This is a genomic window from Corynebacterium halotolerans YIM 70093 = DSM 44683 (assembly GCF_000341345.1).
GTDB classification, from domain to species: Bacteria; Actinomycetota; Actinomycetes; order Mycobacteriales; family Mycobacteriaceae; genus Corynebacterium; species Corynebacterium halotolerans.
On sequence record NC_020302.1, the window covers coordinates 1006357 to 1024594 of the forward strand.

General features: G+C 68.1%; 20 protein-coding genes. 8 read left to right on the top strand and 12 right to left on the bottom strand.

The genetic code is table 11. The features are described 5' to 3' along the window. Positions 1 to 118: 118 nt before the first annotated feature. Together A605_RS04750 and A605_RS15580 are read left to right on the top strand one after the other, a co-directional pair. Complete coding sequence (locus A605_RS04750; protein ID WP_027004312.1) at positions 119 to 802, top strand: DsbA family oxidoreductase; 684 nt, start codon at positions 119 to 121, stop codon at positions 800 to 802. Between the two features lie 167 nt (positions 803 to 969). Beyond that, on the top strand, positions 970 to 1293 hold the full coding sequence (locus A605_RS15580; RefSeq protein WP_149029382.1) for a hypothetical protein: 324 nt from the start codon (positions 970 to 972) through the stop codon (positions 1291 to 1293). Positions 1294 to 1366: 73 nt separating this feature from the next. On the opposite strand, the gene A605_RS04760 is transcribed toward A605_RS15580, so the two are convergent. The 4 genes from A605_RS04760 to A605_RS04775 all read right to left on the bottom strand — a co-directional run bounded on the left by A605_RS04760 (position 1367) and on the right by A605_RS04775 (position 5022). Then, entirely contained in the window at positions 1367 to 2095 is a 729-nt protein-coding gene (locus tag A605_RS04760) for a maleylpyruvate isomerase family mycothiol-dependent enzyme (RefSeq protein ID WP_015400369.1), read from the bottom strand. Then, positions 2095 to 2922, bottom strand: a complete 828-nt coding sequence (locus A605_RS04765; RefSeq protein WP_015400370.1) for a fumarylacetoacetate hydrolase family protein — start codon at positions 2920 to 2922, stop codon at positions 2095 to 2097. The genes A605_RS04760 and A605_RS04765 overlap by 1 nt, the downstream gene beginning before the upstream one ends. 5 nt (positions 2923 to 2927) lie before the next feature. Then, positions 2928 to 4046 (bottom strand): cupin domain-containing protein, encoded by a 1119-nt coding sequence (locus A605_RS04770; protein ID WP_015400371.1) that lies wholly within the window; start codon positions 4044 to 4046, stop codon positions 2928 to 2930. 190 nt (positions 4047 to 4236) lie between these two features. Further along, the gene (locus A605_RS04775) at positions 4237 to 5022 is read right to left on the bottom strand and encodes an IclR family transcriptional regulator (RefSeq protein WP_015400372.1); all 786 of its coding nucleotides are present in this window, start codon (positions 5020 to 5022) and stop codon (positions 4237 to 4239) included. 73 nt (positions 5023 to 5095) lie between these two features. Here A605_RS04775 and A605_RS04780 point away from each other — a divergent pair, with 73 nt between their 5' ends. Both A605_RS04780 and A605_RS04785 read left to right on the top strand, forming a co-directional pair. Beyond that, positions 5096 to 6436, top strand: coding sequence for an MFS transporter (locus A605_RS04780; RefSeq protein WP_015400373.1), 1341 nt, complete (start codon positions 5096 to 5098; stop codon positions 6434 to 6436). A gap of 59 nt (positions 6437 to 6495) precedes the next feature. After that, positions 6496 to 7872: an FAD-dependent monooxygenase gene (locus A605_RS04785; protein ID WP_015400374.1), complete on the top strand. Its 1377-nt coding sequence runs from the start codon at positions 6496 to 6498 to the stop codon at positions 7870 to 7872. Between the two features lie 47 nt (positions 7873 to 7919). On the opposite strand, the gene pth is transcribed toward A605_RS04785, so the two are convergent. The 3 genes from pth to A605_RS04800 all read right to left on the bottom strand — a co-directional run bounded on the left by pth (position 7920) and on the right by A605_RS04800 (position 9813). Then, positions 7920 to 8474: an aminoacyl-tRNA hydrolase gene (gene pth / locus A605_RS04790; protein WP_015400375.1), complete on the bottom strand. Its 555-nt coding sequence runs from the start codon at positions 8472 to 8474 to the stop codon at positions 7920 to 7922. Between the two features lie 104 nt (positions 8475 to 8578). Next, positions 8579 to 9196: a 50S ribosomal protein L25/general stress protein Ctc gene (locus tag A605_RS04795; RefSeq protein WP_015400376.1), complete on the bottom strand. Its 618-nt coding sequence runs from the start codon at positions 9194 to 9196 to the stop codon at positions 8579 to 8581. Positions 9197 to 9402: 206 nt separating this feature from the next. Continuing rightward, complete coding sequence (locus tag A605_RS04800; protein ID WP_015400377.1) at positions 9403 to 9813, bottom strand: hypothetical protein; 411 nt, start codon at positions 9811 to 9813, stop codon at positions 9403 to 9405. A 53-nt stretch (positions 9814 to 9866) separates the two neighbouring features. On the opposite strand from A605_RS04800, the gene A605_RS04805 reads away from it, so the two are divergent. The 4 genes from A605_RS04805 to A605_RS04820 are packed head-to-tail and all read left to right on the top strand — an operon-like array spanning position 9867 to position 12842. Further along, positions 9867 to 10649: a 2-keto-4-pentenoate hydratase gene (locus tag A605_RS04805; protein WP_015400378.1), complete on the top strand. Its 783-nt coding sequence runs from the start codon at positions 9867 to 9869 to the stop codon at positions 10647 to 10649. A gap of 11 nt (positions 10650 to 10660) precedes the next feature. Beyond that, positions 10661 to 10876 carry a tautomerase family protein gene (locus A605_RS04810; protein WP_015400379.1) on the top strand — a complete coding sequence of 72 codons (216 nt, stop codon included), beginning with the start codon at positions 10661 to 10663 and terminating at the stop codon, positions 10874 to 10876. Between the two features lie 17 nt (positions 10877 to 10893). Beyond that, entirely contained in the window at positions 10894 to 11673 is a 780-nt protein-coding gene (locus tag A605_RS04815) for a 2-keto-4-pentenoate hydratase (protein WP_015400380.1), read from the top strand. An 8-nt stretch (positions 11674 to 11681) separates the two neighbouring features. Beyond that, positions 11682 to 12842, top strand: coding sequence for an MFS transporter (locus tag A605_RS04820; RefSeq protein ID WP_015400381.1), 1161 nt, complete (start codon positions 11682 to 11684; stop codon positions 12840 to 12842). 142 nt (positions 12843 to 12984) lie between these two features. On the opposite strand, the gene A605_RS04825 is transcribed toward A605_RS04820, so the two are convergent. The 5 genes from A605_RS04825 to glmU form a co-directional block, all read right to left on the bottom strand. After that, positions 12985 to 14034 (bottom strand): EcsC family protein, encoded by a 1050-nt coding sequence (locus A605_RS04825; protein WP_034990677.1) that lies wholly within the window; start codon positions 14032 to 14034, stop codon positions 12985 to 12987. Between the two features lie 125 nt (positions 14035 to 14159). Then, positions 14160 to 14798, bottom strand: a complete 639-nt coding sequence (locus A605_RS04830; RefSeq protein WP_211208986.1) for a DNA alkylation repair protein — start codon at positions 14796 to 14798, stop codon at positions 14160 to 14162. Between the two features lie 8 nt (positions 14799 to 14806). Then, complete coding sequence (locus A605_RS04835; protein WP_015400384.1) at positions 14807 to 15565, bottom strand: SDR family NAD(P)-dependent oxidoreductase; 759 nt, start codon at positions 15563 to 15565, stop codon at positions 14807 to 14809. 179 nt (positions 15566 to 15744) lie between these two features. After that, positions 15745 to 16722: a ribose-phosphate diphosphokinase gene (locus A605_RS04840; protein ID WP_015400385.1), complete on the bottom strand. Its 978-nt coding sequence runs from the start codon at positions 16720 to 16722 to the stop codon at positions 15745 to 15747. A gap of 11 nt (positions 16723 to 16733) precedes the next feature. Continuing rightward, entirely contained in the window at positions 16734 to 18206 is a 1473-nt protein-coding gene (glmU, locus tag A605_RS04845) for a bifunctional UDP-N-acetylglucosamine diphosphorylase/glucosamine-1-phosphate N-acetyltransferase GlmU (protein WP_015400386.1), read from the bottom strand. Between the last annotated feature and the right edge of the window lie 32 nt (positions 18207 to 18238).

Genomic DNA, 18238 nt, shown 5'->3' on the forward strand with positions numbered 1-18238 from the left:
CCCGAAGAGTCCCTTTTGCCGACTCGACCACCGGTGAGAGGACTTCGCCGGTTCTGTCGATGTGCTCACTGTGGGCACAACCCGTGACGTCGGGGCCGAAGGCTGGAACACTGGGGATATGACACAACCTCATGTAGCCCCCGGTACCGTCGTCGTCTTCACCGATGTCATGTGCGGCTGGTCGACCCTCGCCTTCCATCGCTTCTACGAGGCCCGGGCGGCTGCCGGACTCGACGATCAGCTGACTCTGGACCCACAGTTGTTCCTGCTCGAGGACGTCAACCAGATGGCCCTCAACACCAAGATCATCGAAGGGGAAAAGCCGGTCATCGGTGCGCTGGCTGAGGAGCTTGACTTCAAACCGTGGCAGCGCGATCCGTCGGAGTACCCGGTGACGAGCCTGCCTGCCAACGAGGCGGTCCACGCCGCCAAAGAGCAGTCCGCACGGGCTGCCGAACAGCTCGACATGGCGCTGCGCATGGCATTCTGGCGCGACAGCCGCTGCATCAGTATGCGGCATGAGATTCTCGACATCGCGGCCGGCTGCGACCGGGTGGATGTGGAGCAGCTCCGGGACGCCCTCGACACCGGGCGTGCGCGCGGATCAATGATGAGCACGTACAGGGCCTGCCGCGACAGTGTGCAGGGAAGCCCGCACTTCTTCCTGCCGGACGGCAGCAGCATGCACAACCCCGGGATCAAGATGCACCAGGTCGGCTCGCCCGGAGCCGGATTCCTCGTGGTGGACTCCGACAGTCCGGACGTGTACGCGGACCTGGTGCGGCGCGCCGTGCAGGAATAGCGCCGCACTGCAACGGGATCCTTGCGTTCTCGCGGTGACTGCAACACCGACGTGGTGCGCCCCACCGCAGGCCGCGCGAAACCGGCGGCCCGGGGATTGTCGACATGACTCCAGCCATCGGCCGAAAAAGGGCTTGTGCCCTGCGGGCGGGCGATTAAACTCGGGTCATGGGAAAGAAAAACTTGGCCGAGAAAAAGAAGGCCAAGGGTAAGGCCGGCAAAAAGGCCAGGGCCAAGGCGGAGAAGAAGGCCGTCAAGAAGTCCCCGGTGACCTCCGGGAAGACCAAGGCCGACAAAAAGCTCGCCAAGAAGGCGGCCAAGCAGGCGAAGCTCCGTGACCCGGGCAAGTGGAAGATCAAGTCCAAGTGCTGCCGCTCCAACCCGCGCTGCAAGAGCTGCCCGGTCGTGTTCAAGCGGCTGGAGAGAGCGGGTGCCTTCGAACGGGAGGACGTCGACTTCGGCGCGGAGCTGAAGCTGGCGCGCCGCTGGTGACAGGCGAAACGGCCGGACCAGTCCAGGAAGGACGGGTCCGGCCGTTTCCGTTAAGGTGTGTTCACCACATGAACTACAGCCAACGCGGCGGGGTGGGGACCTTACCGCCGTCGGCGACGGTCACGCCGTTGGTGCCGCGGCCGGTGGCCCAGCGAACCAGGCCGGCCAGGTCACCGTGGATCTCGGTGGCCGGCTCGCCGGCGACCTCGGTGCGCTCACCGGTGGCGTCATTGACGAGGATGATGCCCTCGCCCGTGCCGGCCTTCCGCCACTTCCCGACGACCTCGGGCAGCAGCGTCTCGAGGATGACCTTCGGGATGTCGCTGAACCCGGCCTTGACGCCGAGATCGACAGCGTGGATCCAGACCTCGCGGGAGCGCATCCACAGCGTCTCGGACGCCGGGACGGTGCGGCCCTGCGCGGTGAGCACCTCGGCCTCCCACGCGGCGGCGGGGGCGTCGCGCCACGCGACGTCGAGACGCGCGACGGTGTGGTCGTGCAGGTTGCGCAGCGCATCCGGGATGAGCGTGGCACCGTACTCGATCTCCTTGCCCCGGGCGTCCGGGGAGGGGTACATCGGGTTCTCGATGCCGGTGGTCGCCCAGTCCATGAGGTTGCAGATCGCGGCGGCGTTGTAGCCGACGTGGGCGATCAGGTGGGCGCGAGTCCAGCCCTCCAGCGCGGTCGGTCCGGAGAACTCGGAGTTCTCCAGGAGCGCGAGCTGGCCGGAGTAGTGGGCGGTGCCGCGGCGGGTGAGCTGCAGACGTTCGGCCAGGGGCAGATCGTGGAAGCTTTCCGCCATTACTCGAACACCGTCTTGTTGGCGACGTGGCCCAGGCCCTCGATCTCAATCTTGACGGTCTCGCCGTCACCGATGTAGCGCTTCGGGTTGCGGGCGTGGCCGACGCCGCCCGGGGTGCCGGTGACGATGACGTCGCCGGCGTCCAGCGGGTAGATGTGGGAGATGTACTCGATCAGGGCCTCCGGACCGAAGACCAGGTCGTCGGTCGGGGTCGTCTGCATCTTCTCGCCCTCAAGGTAGGTGGCCAGCTCGCCGCCAAACTCGAAGGAGTCGGTGGTGGTCAGCCACGGGCCGAAGCCGGCGGACTTCTCGAAGGACTTGCCCTGGTGCCACTGCAGGGTGCGGTACTGGTAGTCACGCATGGTGTAGTCGTTCATCACGGCGTAGCCGGCGATGTGGTCCTTGGCGTCGGCGGCCTTGACGCGGCGGGCGCGCTTGCCGATGACCACGGCCAGCTCACCCTCCCAGTCCAGCTCGGAGTTGGCGTAGTCCGGGACGAGGACGTCGTCGAACGGGCCGGTCAGGGCATCCGGGTACTTGACGAACAGGGTGGGGTGGGTCGGCAGGTCGCGACCCATCTCCTTGATGTGGTTGGCGTAGTTCAGGCCCACACACACGATCTTCTTCGGGGCCGGGACGACGGCCTCGAGGTCGGTCTCGGAGAAGGAGACCTCTTCGCCGGAGGCGGACTCGGCGACCTCGCGCCAGTTCTCGGTCTGCAGCAGGTCACCGACGTTGGCGTAACCGTCGATCTTCACCACAGTGGTGTCGGATTCGACGCGGGCCGCGTAGGTGCCCTGAGCGGAGCGGATGGTGGCAAGACGCATAGTGTTTAGATTCCTTCCGGAGTAAAGGTACGGGCGAGATCCAGCTTCTCGAAGATCGGGTGATCGGAGAAGCAGAAGAGGTCGACGCCGTCGGAACCGGCCTCGATGGTCCAGAGCTTCCACGACGGGACGTTGACCACGTCACCGTGCTTCAGCTCGAAGGACTCCTCGCCGATCCTGATGGTAGCCGTGCCCTCGAAGACCTGGAACACGCGGTTGCCGACCTCCTGGACAGGAGTGGTGGCGGCAGCCGGACGCAGGCGGTGGAACTCGGCACGGATGGTGGACATGACATCGCCGCCGGTCGTGGGGTTGGTGAACCGGATGGCGGCGTGTCCCGGGGACACCACGCCCGGGAAACCGGCGTCCTCGAGGGCCAGCTGGTCCTTGAGGGCGGCGTCGGTGTGTTCCCAGGCGTAGCGACCGATCGGGGACGATGAGCTGGCGCCCGGGAACGACACCGGACGCAGGCCCGGGTGGGCCCACAGGCGCTCGGAGCGGGAGTGCTCGGGGGTGGACTCATCGGTCAGCTTCTCGGTGCCGTACTCGAAGAAGCCGGTGTCCATCTGGTGGGCGAACGGGATGTCCAGGCCGTCGAGCCAGGCCATCGGCTCGGTGGCGATGTTGTGGTGGCCGTGGAAGTTCCAGCCCGGGGTGAGCAGGAAATCGCCGCGGCGCATCGGGACGGCGTCGCCGTTGACGACGGTCCACACGCCCTCGCCCTCGATGACGAAGCGGAAGGCGTTCTGGGAGTGGCGGTGCTCGGGGGCGTTCTCACCGGGGCCGAGGTACTGGATGGCGGCCCACAGGGTCGGGGCGATGTAGGTGGGGCCACCGAGGCCCGGGTTGGCCAGGCCGATGGCGCGGCGCTCGCCGCCACGGCCGACGGGGACGAGGTCACCGGAGCGGCGGGCGAGTTTGATCAGCTCGGACCAGTCCCACTTGTGGGCGATGGCCCGCGGTTCGGGCTCGTTGGGCATGAGCCCGCCGATCTGCCTCCACAGCGGCTTCATGTGGAGCTCGTCCATCTTGGCGTACATGGCGTCGAGCTCGGCCTGCTCCTCGGGCGTGGGCTCGGGAGCCACGAACTCCTGATGCTTCTTGGAGTAGTCGTCACTGCTCATGGCGGGTGAACCTCCTGCTGATGTCAGGGTGCGGGGCCACGTCCCGGGACACCGGGCGTCGGCGGCTGCCGGTGGGCATCGGTGGGAGGGTGGGCGCACCAAGGATCTTGTGGTCTCGAACATAAGGTGCCGAGGCATGTGACTCAAAGCGATTCCGCTATACGGAAAGACAGCGCGGGGGTAGGGTCGGTCACCCCTCGGGTAGCGGAATGACCATTCTCGACTCCTCGAGTTGCCGGTTCAGATCCCGGGCGTGCTTGAGCAGGACCTCGGCGCAGCGGCGGTGCACGGCGCGGAACCGGTTCGTCGGGACCGCGACGGTCACGGCCCCCAGAACGTCGCCGAGATCGTTGCGCAGACAGGTGCCCACGGCGGAGACGTCATGCTCGAACAGCCCGTTGTTGAGTGAGAAACCGCGCGTGCGGGTGCGGTGCAGTTTGCGGCGTAGGGCGTCGAACTCGGCGTCGGGAAGTGCGGGGTAGAGGCCGCGCAGCTCGGTCACGGAACGTTCGGCCAGCATGGCCAGGCCACCGGCGTTCTTTTCCGCGGGCATGACCTGGCCCCGCCGGATGCCCACCCGCACCGGCAGAGTGCCCTCCACGGAGTACAGGAAGTGGCACTTGTTGCCCACCGGGACAATCAGGTGGCAGGTCTCCTGTGTCGCGGCTGAGATCGCCGCCATGTGGGGGCTGCAGGCCGCGATCAGCTCGCTGCCGGTGCCCGGTTGGAGACTCGAGGAACTGAGTGCCGGGCCGGGCAGATAGGTGCGCGACTCGCTGCGGGTGGCGAAGCCGCGGTAGACGAGCATCGCCATGGACCGGTGGATGGTCGACGGGCTGACGCCGAGCTGTTCGGCGGCCCCCGAAATGGTGAGGGAGCCGGAATCCCGCAGCAGCAGAATCAGCGTCAGGGAGAGGTCGACCGACTGCAGGAACTCGCGCGGGGGTGCTCCGTGCGTGGGGCCAAGGGACTTCATAATACTACCTTCCGCTATGTGGAATAATTTTGATTGTAATCCTCATCACCCTGATCATGTTCCTATGACTCCTATGACAAGCGCTTCCCGGGATGGGGCCGCGGCCTCCGCGGGCTCGGGTGCCCCGCCCGGTACCGGCGGCCGGGGACCGACGATCCTCGGTATCAGCGGCCGCCGACTGGCGGCCGTTCTCATCGGCTGGTTCTTCGTGGTCTTCGACGGCTACGACCTCATCGTCTACGGAACGGTCCAGGCCGAGCTTATGGAGGAGTGGAACCTCAGCGCCGGCCAGGCCGGCACCGTCGGCTCCACCGCCTTCCTGGGCATGGTCATCGGTGCCGTCTGGGTCGGTCGGCTGTCCGACCGGATGGGCCGCAAGTTCGCGGTCATCGGCTCCGTGCTCGTGCTCTCCGTGTTCACGCTGCTGTGCGCCTTCGCCCCCAACCCGTGGATGTTCGGTGCGTTCCGTCTGCTCGCCGGTATCGGCCTCGGCGGTCTCGTGCCGTCGGTCAACGCCATGACCTCCGACCTGGTGCCGCGCCGGAAGATGTCCGCCTGGGCCACCGTCATGATGTCCGGTGTGCCGCTCGGCGGTTCCATCGCCGCCGTCCTGGCCCAGTTCATCGTGCCCTCGCACGAGACCTGGGGCTGGCGTTTCATGTTCCTCATCGCGCTGGTGCCGCTGGTCGTCGGCCTGCCGATCGCGATGAAGGTCATCCCCTCCGACCGTGCCATCCAGGCCGACCATGCGGCCCGGGAGGGCGTGGATCCGGAGGATCAGCCGGGCTTCGGTGCGTTGCTGGGCCCCCGCTACCGGGCCGTGACCGTCTGGTTCGCGCTCGCCACCTTCGTCACCCTGCTCGCCTGGTACGGCCTGGGCACCTGGTTGCCGAAGCTGATGCAGGAGGACGGCTACGATTTCGGTGCGGCACTGAACTTCACCCTGGCGCTGAACCTCGGTGCCATCCTGGGTTCGGTGGTCACCGCCTGGGCCGGTGGCCGCTTCGGCCCCGTCCGGTCCGGCGCGGTCGCCGCGGGTGTGGCGGGCATCGCCTTGCTCTTCCTGCTGGCGAGTCCCCCGATCGCGGGCGTCTACCTGATCCTGATCCTCGCCGGCGTGGGCACCCACGGCACCCAGATCCTCATCATTGCGGCCGTGGCCGAGTTCTACCCGCACAACCTGCGAGGCACCGCACTCGGCTGGGCGCTGGGCGTCGGCCGCATCGGTGCGGTCGCCGCCCCGCAGCTGGCCGGCCTGCTGCTGGGCTGGGGGCTGGGCGTGAACTCGAACTATCTGCTGTTCGCGGTCTCGGCGCTGCTGTCCGCCCTGGCGCTGACGATCCTCTTCGGGATCCAGAAGCGCAACCCCTCCCCGAACGCCACGGTCGTCACCACCGCGGCCGACCCCCGCTAGACCCGGATTCCCGCGGGCACGCCCGCGGATCCCCCTCCCCTGAAAGGAATATCCGCATCATGTCTCAGACCACTCTCCCCAAGTCCGATGAGCTGAAGGGCAAGTCCATCATCATCTCCGGCGGCGGAATCGGCGGTGCCGCCGGGGCCCTGGCGCTGTCGCTGCGCGGGGCCGACGTCACCCTCTACGAGCGCGCCCCGGAGTTCAAGGAGGTCGGCGCGGGCCTGCAGATCGGCCCGCACGGCGTGCGGATGCTGGAGAAGTGGGGGCTGAAGGACAAGGTCATCGACGCCGGCTACCTGCCGGAGCGGATGCAGTTCCGCGACGCCATCACCGCCGAGCCGATTCTCACGATGGACTTCGGCGAGGAGTTCCAGCGGCACTACGGCGGCCGCTACCTGGTCATCCACCGTTCCGACCTGCTGTCCATCCTCGTCGAGGCCGCCACCGAGGCCGGCGCCACGCTGCTCAACGGCGTGCAGGTGCTCGGCGCGGATGACAGGGAGGACGGCGTCGTCGTCCACATCGAGCACCGCGCGGACGGGACCCGGGAGGACGTCGGGGCGGACCTGCTCATCGGCTTCGACGGCACCCACTCCGTCTTCCGCAAGCTGCTCGTCGATGATGAGCCGGTCCCGTCCGCCTACGTCGCCTACCGCGGCACCTCCGAGCTGCCGGAGGACCCGGACATGAAGGATCTGAAGGACGTCGTCGGCTACATCGGCCCGCGCTGCCACTTCATCCAGTACCCGCTGCGCGGCGGCGAGCTGCTCAACCAGGTCGCCGTCTTCCAGTCGCCGCGCTACCTCGAGGCACTGACCGAGGGCACCGAGGTCCCGGAGGACTGGGGCAACAACGAGGAGTTCAAGAACGCCTTCGGCCACACCAATGAGTTCATCCAGGGCCGGCTGGGCGATATGTGGCTGAACACCTGGTGGCAGATGGCCGACCGCGAGCCGCTGATGAACTACGTGGTCAGCGACCACATCATCGTCCTCGGCGACGCCGCCCACCCGCCGCTGCAGTACCTGGCCTCCGGTGCCGTCATGGCCATGGAGGACGCCGAGTGCCTGGCTCTGTTCGCCTCCCAGGCCGCCGTCGAGGGCGGGAAGAACTGGCGTGACGTGCTCGAGGAGGTCTCCGCCGAGCGCGCCCCGCGCTGCGCCCGCATCCAGACCGTCGGCCGGTTCTGGGGCGAGCTGTGGCACGTCGACGGCCTTTCCCGTCTGATCCGCAACGAGACCTTCCGACAGGCCGAGGCCACCGGCTGGTTCAAGTACGCCGACTGGCTGTGGGACTACGACGCCGACCGCCGCGAGTACCTGAAGGATCCGTCCAAGGGCGAGATGCCGGCGGAGCTGAAGGAATGGGAGTACAACCTCCACAAGATCGCGCGCCTGCGTGACAGCAGGGAGTACGAGCAGGTCACCGTGTAGCCCCCGGCTCCACCGAAGACAACGGAAGACGCCGCGCCGGCCCGCGCTCAGAGACCGCGTTCGATCTCGTCGGCGGCGTCGGAGCAGATGAAGGGCAGCTCGGACTGCTCGGTCCGGGTGAAGGGCTTGAGCACGAAGCCCGCCGGGTCCATGCGCCCGGGCGGGCGTCCGATGCCGATGGCCAATCGCTGGTAGTCCTTCGTCCCCAGGGACTTCGTGACCGACTTCAGGCCGTTGTGTCCGTGATCGCCGCCGCCGGTGCGCAGCCGCACGACCCCGAAGTCCAGCTCGAGCTCGTCGTGGATGACGATGACATCGGCCGGGGCGACCGCGAAGTAGGTCGCCAGCGCCTTGACGGGTCCGCCCGAGAGGTTCATGAAGCTGCGGGTGCGCGCCAACACCACCTTCCGGGCTCCGAGTCGCCCGGCGGGCAGCTCGGCGATCTCGGTGTTGGAGCGCTTGTGCACGGTGAGACTCGCCGGCATGGGGCGCACCCGGTCGGCGAGTTCCTCGAGCACCCGTACACCGATGTTGTGGCGGGTGTCGGCGTACTTCGGGCCGGGGTTGCCCAGGCCCACGATGAGAATGGGGGAGTCGGTCACGCCGACCAGTCTCCCACACCACGGGAAAACCCCCGTCCCACGGTGCGGTGAGCGTGGGACGGGGGCCTGTGCGGCGTCGACGGGCGACGCTGCGTGGGGGGAGACTACTGCTCGGCCGGGGTCTCGCCCTCGGCGGCGGCGTCGCCCTCCTCGCCCTCGGCCTCCGGCTCCGGAACGGTCTCCGGGACGGTGATGTTGAGGACGAGCAGCTCGGCGTCGTCGGCCAGGGTGATACCCTCCGGCAGCTTGATGTCGCCGGCGGTGATCTGGGTGCCGGCCTCCTTGCCCTCGATGTCGACGGTGATCTCCTCGGGGATCTCGAGGACGTCGGCCTCGACGAGGATGGTGTCGACCTCCTGGATGAGCAGGCCGTCGGCGAACGGGGTGCCCTCGGCGACGACCGGGACCTCGACCTCGACGCGCTCGCCGCGCTTGATGGTCAGCAGGTCGATGTGGTCGATGTCGAAGGTCAGCACGTTCTGGTCGACGTGCTTGATCATGGTGAGGTGCTTCTCGCCGTCGATCTCGAGCTCGACGACGGCGTTGATGCCCTGGTTACGGACGATGGCGGTCAGCTCGAGCATGTCGATCGCGAAGTGGATGTTGTCGTGGCCGGCGCCGTAGATGACGCCGGGGATCTTCCAGTCGCGGCGCAGACGGCGGGCGGAGCCCTTGCCGAACTCGGTGCGCAGGGTGGCGGGCAGGGTGGGGTACGTGGCCATGTGGTTCTCCTGAAGATCGGTGGGTCACGGCCGCATCCCCGCCGCTGAAACGACGGAAGCCTGCGACCGACTCAGGTGCAAGGAAATGTCCTCGTCGAGTCATCGCAGGCTCGTGCAGATTTCCCGGACTGAACCGGGAAGAAGCTTGTGATTCATCATCGCGTCGATAACGGCCTGTGGGCCCTCGCCGAGACTGCGCCAGAATATCACGCGCCCTGGTCGGGGTCCAAAAGCCCGCGGACCGTCTCCGGGTCGACCGCCTCACGCTCGAAGATCGATCCCAGGCAGCTGGTCACGCCGTGAGCGCGGGTCTCCATGAGCTCGATGGTCATCGACTGTGAGTCGTCCCAGTAGAACCGGTCGGTGCCGGACAGGGCGATCGTGAGCAGGAGCCCGTCGACGGACCAGGCGACGTCGCGGCCGAGGAAGCCGTGTTCCTCCTCGTCGGGCTGAATCCACACCGCCCCGGCCGGGTCCTCCGGGCCGCGGGAGAGCAGCAGGGACCGCGGCGGGGTGTTGGTGGAGAAGCTGAAGGTGAAGACCATGGTGAACACACCCTGGCCCACGCCCTCGGTGTCCAGGTAGATGTCCAGTGGCGTGTAGATGGTCGGTGCCATATCCGAATCAACACCACGCCCGCGGAATCTGTTCCGGCGGTAGGCTGACTCCCATGACCGTGACTGACATCTCCACCGCGGTGGCGGCGCTGACCACCGCCGAAGCCTCCCGCACCGACCGCGGCAGGCTGACCGACGAGTGGCCCGGGCTCGACGAGGCCACCGCCTACGAGGTACAGCAGGCGCTCATCGACGCCCGCCTGGCTGACGGCGAGCGGCTCGTCGGCTTCAAGCTGGGTCTGACCTCGCGCGCCAAACAGGAGCGGATGGGCGTCGACGCGCCCATCACGGGTTGGCTCACCGCCGCCCACCAGTGTGATGCCGCCGAGCCGGTCGTGGTGGCCGACTACATCCACCCGCGCATTGAACCCGAGATCGTCCTGATCCTGCGCGAGGAGCTCGTCGGACCGGGCTGCACCCGCGCGGACGTCATCGCCGCCACGGCCGAGGTGCGCGCCGGATTCGAGGTCATCGACTCCCGCTACCGCGACTTCTCCTTCGCCCTGCCGGACGTCGTCGCAGACAACGCCTCGGCCGCCGGCTTCCTCGTCGGTGCGACCGCCGTGGCACCGGAGGACGTTGACCTGATCGACGAGCCGCTCGAGCTGCTGGTCAACGGCGAGGTCGTCGCCACCGCCACCGGCGCCGCCATCCAGGGCGACCCCTTCGTGGCAGTGGCCGAGGCCGTCAACGCGGCCGGCGGCCGTGGCCAGGCTGTCCCGGCGCGGGCCGTGGTGCTGGCGGGGGCGCTGACCGACGCCGTGTTCCTCGAGCCCGGCTCCACCTACACCGCCCGTTTCCGTACCCTCGGCGAGCTGACCGTCACCGCCGGATAGGAGAAGAGAACATGCCGATCATCCAGGTCACCCTCGTCGAGGGCCGCGACGACGCGGTCGTCGAGAACTTCATCCGCGAGGTCGCCCGCACCGCCTCCCGGGAGCTGGGCGCCCCGCTGTCGTCGGTGCGCGTCATGGTCAACCAGGTGCCGGACAACCACTTCGCCGTCGGCGACCGGCTGAAATCCGACGAGCCGCCGACAGCGGACCGGCCCAACGAGGCGTGAGGGGGAGCGTTCCACAGATGGCGAGACAACAGCAGCTCGCGGAGGTCGCGGAGGCCCTGCTGCAGGCCTACGACACCCGGGAACCGGTGGCGCCCCCGCGCGCACTCATCGGGGATCTCGACCTCGACGACGCCTACCGCATCCAGCGCCTGCAGGAGGAGGCCGTCACCGGCGCCGGCCGGCGGGTCGTCGGCCGCAAGATCGGCCTGACGTCCCCGGCGATGCAGCGCCAGCTGGGCGTCGACAACCCCGACTTCGGCTTTGTCACCGACGACCTCGTCTTCGCCGCCGGTTCGGAGGTCCCTGTCGGCCGGTTCATCGCACCGCGGGTCGAACCGGAGCTGGCCTTCGTGCTCGGTTCCGACCTGCGGGCCGGTGCCACGCTGGCCGACGCCCGCGAGGCCGTGGACACGGTCCACCCGGCGGTCGAGATCATCGACTCCCGCGTCCGCGACTGGGACATCCGGCTCGTCGACACCGTCGCCGACAACGCCTCCTGCGGTGCGGTCATCCTGGGGTCCGCGATCGATGTCCCGCTCGACCGGCTGACGGAGGTGACCGCCGGGATGTCCGTCGGCGGTGCGGCGGCCGGGACCGGCACGGGCGCGGACGTCATGGGCGATCCGCTCGCACCCCTGGCCTGGCTGGCCGGCGTGCTGGGGGAGCAGGGTGTGGCTCTCAGGGCCGGGGAGATCGTCCTGACCGGCAGCTTCTGCGCGGCCGCCCCCGTCGTCGCCGGGGAGAGCGTGGACGTGGACTACGGCCCGTACGGCCGGTTGAGCGCCGCATTCGTCTGAGCGCCCGGATGAAGAAGACACAACAGGCCGCCATTCTGGCGGGCGGTTTCCTCGGGCCCTTCACCGGCCAGTCACTCGCGGTGATCCTCCCGCAGTTCGCCGACTCCTTCGGCATCACCCTGGGGCAGGCGGCACTGACGATGTCGTTCTACCTGTTCCCCTTCGCCACCCTCATGCTGTTCTCCACGTGGCTGGTCCGCCGGATCTCCCCGACGAAGGTGGTGCTGACGGCCTACACCGTGGTGCTGAGTGCGGCGGTCATCCTGACGATCACCCCGGTGTGGTGGCTGTTCCTGATCACCTTCGCCCTCGCCGGCTCGGCCAACGCCTTCACCATGCCGGTGCTGCAGATCATCCTCAAGCGGACCACCCCACCGGAGAAACTCGGCTCCGCCCTGGGCACCTACGCGACGATGCAGTCCCTGGGGCTGCTGTCCGCGCCGCTGGTCTCGGGGCTGGCCAGCGTGGTGAACTGGCGGCTGACCTACGTGCTCGTCGCCGTCGTCGCGCTGTTCATCGTCGTGGTGCAGGTCCCGTACCTGCCCGCCCAACCCGTCGACGACGGGGCCGACACGGGCCGGCGGTTCTTCAGCTGGGCCGAGATCATCCACATGCTCACCTGCTTCGCCATCGGTTTCGGCCTGATCGGCATGTCCTTCCTCGTGGCCCTTCACGTCGGCGAGGCGTTCGGACTGGGCTCGGTCGGCCGGGGACTGGTCGTCATGTGCGGCGGCCTGGGTGCGTTCCTGCTGGTCCGCGCGGTCGGACGCGCGGCCGACGCGGCGGGTGCCCGGACCGTGATGCTCGCGAGCCTCCTCGGCGGGGTCGTGATGCTCGTGCTGCTGCCGGTCGTGCCGTCCGTCTGGTTCGTCGCCCTGCTCTGGGGCGGGGCGACCCTGGCCGCCCAGGGGGTGCAGATCACCGTCAACCTGCTCGTGCTGCGCTCCCCGAAGGGCACCACCATGATCTCCACGGTGCAGGCCTTCCGTTTCTTCGGCTCCTCGGCCACGCCGGTGCTGTTGCTGCCCGTCTACCAGGGGCATGTCGGCTGGTCCTTCTGGGTGCCGGCGCTGGGACTCGTGGCGGCGCTCGCGCTGCAGGCCACGGTCGGCTTTGCGGGGCGGGCAGGTGGTAAGGGAGGTGGAGAACAAGCTCAGTCCCCGGCGTGAGCCGGGCCGACCTTCCTCCTGCGAGTCTCCTCAGACGCCATTGTCCTGTCGTAGCCGCACATAGGCGACAACAGCGGTCCTCGGCTGCGGCGCTCCGGGATATTTCAGCACGTAGACCTCAAGGTATGAGAGAAAGTCGTCCTCAGGACTTCGACTCGGTGGGAGCGATGACGTCCTCGCTGACCAACTCGGCTTCGAGAATCTCGTCGACGAGGGGAACCTCGGACGGATTCTCGGCGGCGTATGGCCGAGCGTCGGGCCGCCAGGCCTCTGCATCCAGACCATACTTCTCGGTCAGGAATCGGAGACGGTAAGCCTCATGTGCGCTGTTGAAGGTGTCCCGCGCGAGCTTGGCGTTCATGCCGCCATTGATGACAGCTCCCGCGACCGGTACGGCCTGTGCGAGCTTTCCGCGCGTCAGCTTGAACCCGAGCATCTTGAATACCCGTTCGATGACACGCACTAGGTGGTTCTGGGACAGCTGCTTCATCGTCGTGCGCCGCATCATCGTTTGCGTGAGTCGCGACAATGAAGAAAGTGCCGCCGCCCTCTCGGAGGCGCCCTTTGCCGTTGAGTACGAGAGAACTCCAGCAGCGAACAGCGATTCTTCCGGCTCCCTCACATCGAAGCCGTAGTGAGCGGCAACATCTGCGACGATCCGGCCCATTCCGGCCAGTACCGTCATCGCGTCGGCCGCTACCGCGGTAACCGCAGCACCCAAGGTCACACCGCCGGAAACAGTGGATGACACCGTAAGGCCTGTCACCGCCAGCGACGAGGCGGCACCTTCGGCGACCCCGACAACGGTATAGCGCTGCTTGTTGGGCCCTAAAACCCGATCACAGGCGCGAAGGTCCAGGAGGAGAATATCCTCAAAGCGCTCGGTCTCGTAGCCGTGTTTCATGAATTTGGTGACGACCTTCTGCGTGTTCACTGAGTTCAGGCCGAAGTCAACCGTCAGAGAATGAAGTCCTTTCATAGCTCGGTCAACGGCCATACCGATTGACTCCACCGTTTCCTCGGCCTTCGGAATAGCCATCATCTTGTCCCGGGCCTGGGTGGCGCTCTCTGACACCGTCGATTTCGCCTTCTCCAGGTAATTGCTGATCCGGCCCGGTTCCTTCTGCGGCTTCGGCTCCTTGAGAATGGCCTCAAGGAGAGTGAGCCATGCTTTGTGCTCGTAATCGGACATGTCCGGGTGCGGTTTCATTGCGATCTCCGTCAGGTGGCTTCCTCGTCATGGACGGAAAAGCTTAGCCGGGCCCCTCGACAGCGGCCACCTCGTTAGTTCAGGAGCATTCGAACACTGTGCTCCTGCTACAGGTGCTTCGCCGCCTCCCGCCGACTCAGCGCTGAAAGCTCGGCCCCGTGCTCCGCGAGGAACCCGCGCACCCACTCCGGGTCGTGCCGGGCGAAGTCACGCAGCGCCCAGCCGATGGCCTTGTCGATGAAGAACTCGCCCGAGCCGGGGTTGGCCAGGATGATCTCCGTCAACAGCGCGGTGTCGGTCCCGCCGCGGTGCCCCAACTGGTGGAGAATCGCCACCCGCCGCACCCACAGGTTCCCGTCCCGGGCCCACGCCCGCATCGTCGCGGCGTCGGTGGCGTGGCCGACCGGCCTGGCCAGCGCGTCCACGGTGTCCCACCAGGACTTCGTGGTGACCAGTTCCCGCAGCCGCGGCAGATCGGAGGCGCACAGGGGCACCTGCCTCAGGTGGTCACAGGCCACGTACTGGAACTCCCGCTCCGGTTCGGCCCAGCAGCCGGACACCAGCTCCCAGTCGGGGGCGTGCCGGCGACCGCGGAGAATGTCGCGGCACGCGGCACGCCGGGCGGGCGTCGGCACCCCGAGGAAGGGGAACTGGTGGCGCATGTACGCCGACATGCTCCCGGCGCGGGCCGGATCGGCGGCGTCGGCAAGCGCGGAACGGATGGGCGGGAGTGCGGGGGAGGCCACGGCGGGGGCTAGATCGCGGTGTAACCGCCGTCGACCAGGTGGTAGGAGCCGGTGATGAAGGACGCCTCGTCGCTGAGCAGGAAGCGGGTCAGGGAGGCGACCTCCTCCGAACGGCCCAGGCGGCCGATGGGGTGGCGGCCCACCAGCGCGTCGCGGACCTCGTCGGGCAGGTTTCCCAGCAGCGGGGTGTCGATGTAGGCCGGGCCGACCGCGTTGATGCGGATGCCCCTGGGGGCGTACTCGACGGCCACGTTCTTGGTCAGGCCGACCACGCCGTGCTTGGCGGCGGTGTAGGCGGAGTTGTCCGGGGCGGCGACGCTGCCGTGGATGGAGGCCATGTTGACGATGGCGCACCCCGCGGTGTCGTCCTGGCGGAGGAACTGCTCGAGCTGGTAGCGCATGCCGTAGGCGACCCCGTTGAGGTTGATGTCGATGACGCGCCTCCACTTCTCGATGTCGAGCTCGCCGTGGGGTTCGCCGGTGCCGCCGATACCGGCGTTGTTCACCGCGTAGTGCAGCCCGCCGAAGGTCTCGACCGCGAACCCGACGGCCGCCCTGTTGTCCTCCACGCCGGCGGAATCCTGGCGGAAGGCGGCGGCCTCGCCACCGTCGGTCCGGATGGCCTCGACGACGCCCTCGGCGCCCTCGAGATTGATGTCGGTGACGACGACCCGGGCGCCGTGGGCGGCCAGATCCCTGGCGACGGCCTCGCCGATACCGCTGGCCGCGCCGGTGACCAGGGCGACCTTCCCGTTGAATGTGCTCATGGCTGTCCTTTCCTCTGCCGTCCCGGAGCGGGTCGGCGCTCAGTGAAGCCTCCCGGCACCTGAGCGCGGAAGGCCCTGCAGGAGCCAGAGTAGCGGCGGGCGGAGGGGACAGCAGCGGAAAAACCCCGGCCACCTCAGTAACTGAGGCGACCGGGGCGGAGACCGACCGGAGGGAGGACTTAGGCGTCGCCCTCGAAGAGAGTGGTCACGGAACCGTTCTCGAAGATCTCGCTGATGGTCCGGGCCAGCAGCGGGGCGATCGAGAGCACCGTGAGGTTGTTCCAGCCCTCGGTGTCCTGCGGCAGGGTGTCGGTGGTGATGACCTCCTCGGCGCCGCAGTCGTTGAGGCGCTGGCGGGCCGGGTCCGAGAAGACGCCGTGGGTGCAGGCGATGAGGACGGACTTGGCGCCGGCCTCCTTGAGCACCCGGCAGGCGCCGGCGATGGTGCCGCCGGTGTCGATCATGTCGTCGAGGAGGACGCAGTCCTTGCCCTCGACCTCACCGACGACACGGTTGGCGGTGACCTCGTTGGCCACGTCGACGCTGCGGGTCTTGTGGATGAAGGCCAGCGGGGCGTCGCCCAGGGTGTTCGCCCACTTCTCGGCGACCTTCACGCGGCCGGCGTCGGGGGAGACCACGCACAGGTTGTCCATCGGGTACTTGGACTTGATGTAGTCCGTGAGGATCGGCATCGCGTGCATGTGGTCGACCGGGCCGTCGAAGAAGCCCTGAATCTGGTCGGTGTGCAGGTCCACGGAGACGATGCGGTCCGCGCCGGCGGCCTGCAGCAGGTCGGCGATGAGGCGGGCGGAGATCGGCTCGCGGCCGCGGTGCTTCTTGTCCTGACGGGCGTAGGGGTAGAACGGCAGGATCGCGGTGATGCGCTTGGCGGAGCCACGCTTGAGCGCGTCGATCATGATGAGCTGTTCCATGATCCACTTGTTCAGCGGCTTGTTGTGCGCCTGGATGACGAAGCAGTCGGACCCACGGACGGACTCCCCGAAGCGGATGAAGATCTCGCCGTTGGCGAAGTCGCGGGCGTCGGTGGTCGTGAGCTCCATCCCGAGCTCACGGGCCACGGCCTCCCCGAGCTCGGGGTGCGCACGCCCGGAGAACAGCATCATGTTCTTGTGGGTTTGCTTCCAGTGGGCAGTCATAATTCGCTGCTCTAGCCTTCCTGGTCGGTAGCTGCGTTTTTCGCTGCGTTGCCCCGGGCGCGCTTCGCGGCCTCGGCTGCAGGTGTTCCGGGACGCTTCCGCTCGACCCAGCCCTCGATGGTGCGCTGGGGGCCGCCGGAGACCGCGAGAGACCCCGGGGGAACGTCCTCGCGGATTACTGTACCCGCCCCCGAATACGCGCCATCACCGACGGTCACCGGAGCGATGAACATGGTGTCGGAGCCGGTGCGCACGTGGTCACCGATGGTGGTGTGGTGCTTGGTCACGCCGTCGTAGTTGACGAAGACGGACGAGGCGCCGATATTGGACTCCTCGCCGACGGTGGCGTCGCCGATGTAGGTCAGGTGGGGGACCTTAGAGCCGCGGCCGATGGTCGCGTTCTTCGCCTCGACGAAGCCGCCGAGCTTGCCGTCCTCGCCCAGGACGGTGTTCGGGCGGATGTAGGTGAACGGGCCGACGGTCGCGTTCGCGCCGATGACGGAGCGCTCGCCGTGGGTGCGGACCACGGAGGCGCCGCGGCCGACGGTCATGTCGGTCAGGGTGGTGTCCGGGCCGATGACGGCGTCGTCGCCGATGGCCGTGGCACCCCACAGCTGGGTGCCGGGGTGGATGGTGACGTCGCGGCCGACGCGGACGTTGACGCCGATCCAGGTGGACTCGGGGTCGATGACCGTGGCGCCGGCGCGCATGGCGGCCTCGACGGTGCGCCGGTTGAGTTCACGACCGGCGGCGGCGAGCTGGACGCGGTCGTTGACGCCGGCGAGTTCGCGCGGGTCGGTGGCCACGTGCGCGCGGACCGGGTGGCCGGCCTCGCGGGCGATGCCGAGCACATCGGTCAGGTACAGCTCACCCTGCGCGTTGTCGGACTTCAGCTGGCCGAGCGCGTCGCGCAGCACCGCGGCGTCGAAGGCGAAGACACCGGAGTTGACCTCGTCGATGGCTTTCTGCTGGTCGGTGGCGTCCTTCTGCTCGACGATCGCGGTGACCTCACCGTCGTCGTCGCGGACGATGCGGCCGTAACCGGTCGGGTCGGGAAGACGCATGGTCAGCACGGTCACGGCGGTCGGGGCGGCGGTGTGCGCCTGGTAGAGGGAGGTCAGCGTCTCGGCGGTCAGCAGCGGGACATCGCCGTTGGTGACGATGACGGTGCCGGAGAAGTCCGGGACGGGCTCCAGGCCGCACTGCACGGCGTGACCGGTGCCGTTCTGCTCGGCCTGCACGGCCTGGAGGACCTCGCGGTCGAGCTCGGCGGCGACGGCGTCGACGGCGGGGGAGACCTGGTCGCGCTGGTGGCCGACGACCGCGACGATGTGCGCGGGCTTCAGGCCGGCGGCGGCGTGCAGGGCATGGGAGAGCAGGCTGCGCCCGCCGATCTCATGGAGGGTCTTCTGCCTGTCGGACTTCATGCGGGTGCCGGCTCCGGCGGCCAGCACGACGACGGCGCAGTCGGTGGGGATGGACACGGTGGCGGTTCCTCCGGTCAGCTCGGGTTCAG

What these genes read in the sequence shown, in the direction of transcription:
- A605_RS04840 (WP_015400385.1), bottom strand. Translation starts at nt 16,722, where the DNA reads ATGACTGCCCACTGGAAGCAAACCCACAAGAACATGATGCTGTTCTCC.
- A605_RS04810 (WP_015400379.1), top strand. Translation starts at nt 10,661, where the DNA reads ATGCCGATCATCCAGGTCACCCTCGTCGAGGGCCGCGACGACGCGGTC.
- A605_RS04750 (WP_027004312.1), top strand. Translation starts at nt 119, where the DNA reads ATGACACAACCTCATGTAGCCCCCGGTACCGTCGTCGTCTTCACCGAT.
- A605_RS04765 (WP_015400370.1), bottom strand. Translation starts at nt 2,922, where the DNA reads ATGCGTCTTGCCACCATCCGCTCCGCTCAGGGCACCTACGCGGCCCGC.
- A605_RS04825 (WP_034990677.1), bottom strand. Translation starts at nt 14,034, where the DNA reads ATGTCCGATTACGAGCACAAAGCATGGCTCACTCTCCTTGAGGCCATT.
- A605_RS04805 (WP_015400378.1), top strand. Translation starts at nt 9,867, where the DNA reads ATGACCGTGACTGACATCTCCACCGCGGTGGCGGCGCTGACCACCGCC.
- A605_RS04785 (WP_015400374.1), top strand. Translation starts at nt 6,496, where the DNA reads ATGTCTCAGACCACTCTCCCCAAGTCCGATGAGCTGAAGGGCAAGTCC.
- A605_RS04770 (WP_015400371.1), bottom strand. Translation starts at nt 4,046, where the DNA reads ATGAGCAGTGACGACTACTCCAAGAAGCATCAGGAGTTCGTGGCTCCC.
- A605_RS04775 (WP_015400372.1), bottom strand. Translation starts at nt 5,022, where the DNA reads ATGAAGTCCCTTGGCCCCACGCACGGAGCACCCCCGCGCGAGTTCCTG.
- A605_RS04760 (WP_015400369.1), bottom strand. Translation starts at nt 2,095, where the DNA reads ATGGCGGAAAGCTTCCACGATCTGCCCCTGGCCGAACGTCTGCAGCTC.
- A605_RS04795 (WP_015400376.1), bottom strand. Translation starts at nt 9,196, where the DNA reads ATGGCCACGTACCCCACCCTGCCCGCCACCCTGCGCACCGAGTTCGGC.
- A605_RS04800 (WP_015400377.1), bottom strand. Translation starts at nt 9,813, where the DNA reads ATGGCACCGACCATCTACACGCCACTGGACATCTACCTGGACACCGAG.
- A605_RS04820 (WP_015400381.1), top strand. Translation starts at nt 11,682, where the DNA reads ATGAAGAAGACACAACAGGCCGCCATTCTGGCGGGCGGTTTCCTCGGG.
- A605_RS04780 (WP_015400373.1), top strand. Translation starts at nt 5,096, where the DNA reads ATGACAAGCGCTTCCCGGGATGGGGCCGCGGCCTCCGCGGGCTCGGGT.
- A605_RS15580 (WP_149029382.1), top strand. Translation starts at nt 970, where the DNA reads ATGGGAAAGAAAAACTTGGCCGAGAAAAAGAAGGCCAAGGGTAAGGCC.
- A605_RS04835 (WP_015400384.1), bottom strand. Translation starts at nt 15,565, where the DNA reads ATGAGCACATTCAACGGGAAGGTCGCCCTGGTCACCGGCGCGGCCAGC.
- A605_RS04815 (WP_015400380.1), top strand. Translation starts at nt 10,894, where the DNA reads ATGGCGAGACAACAGCAGCTCGCGGAGGTCGCGGAGGCCCTGCTGCAG.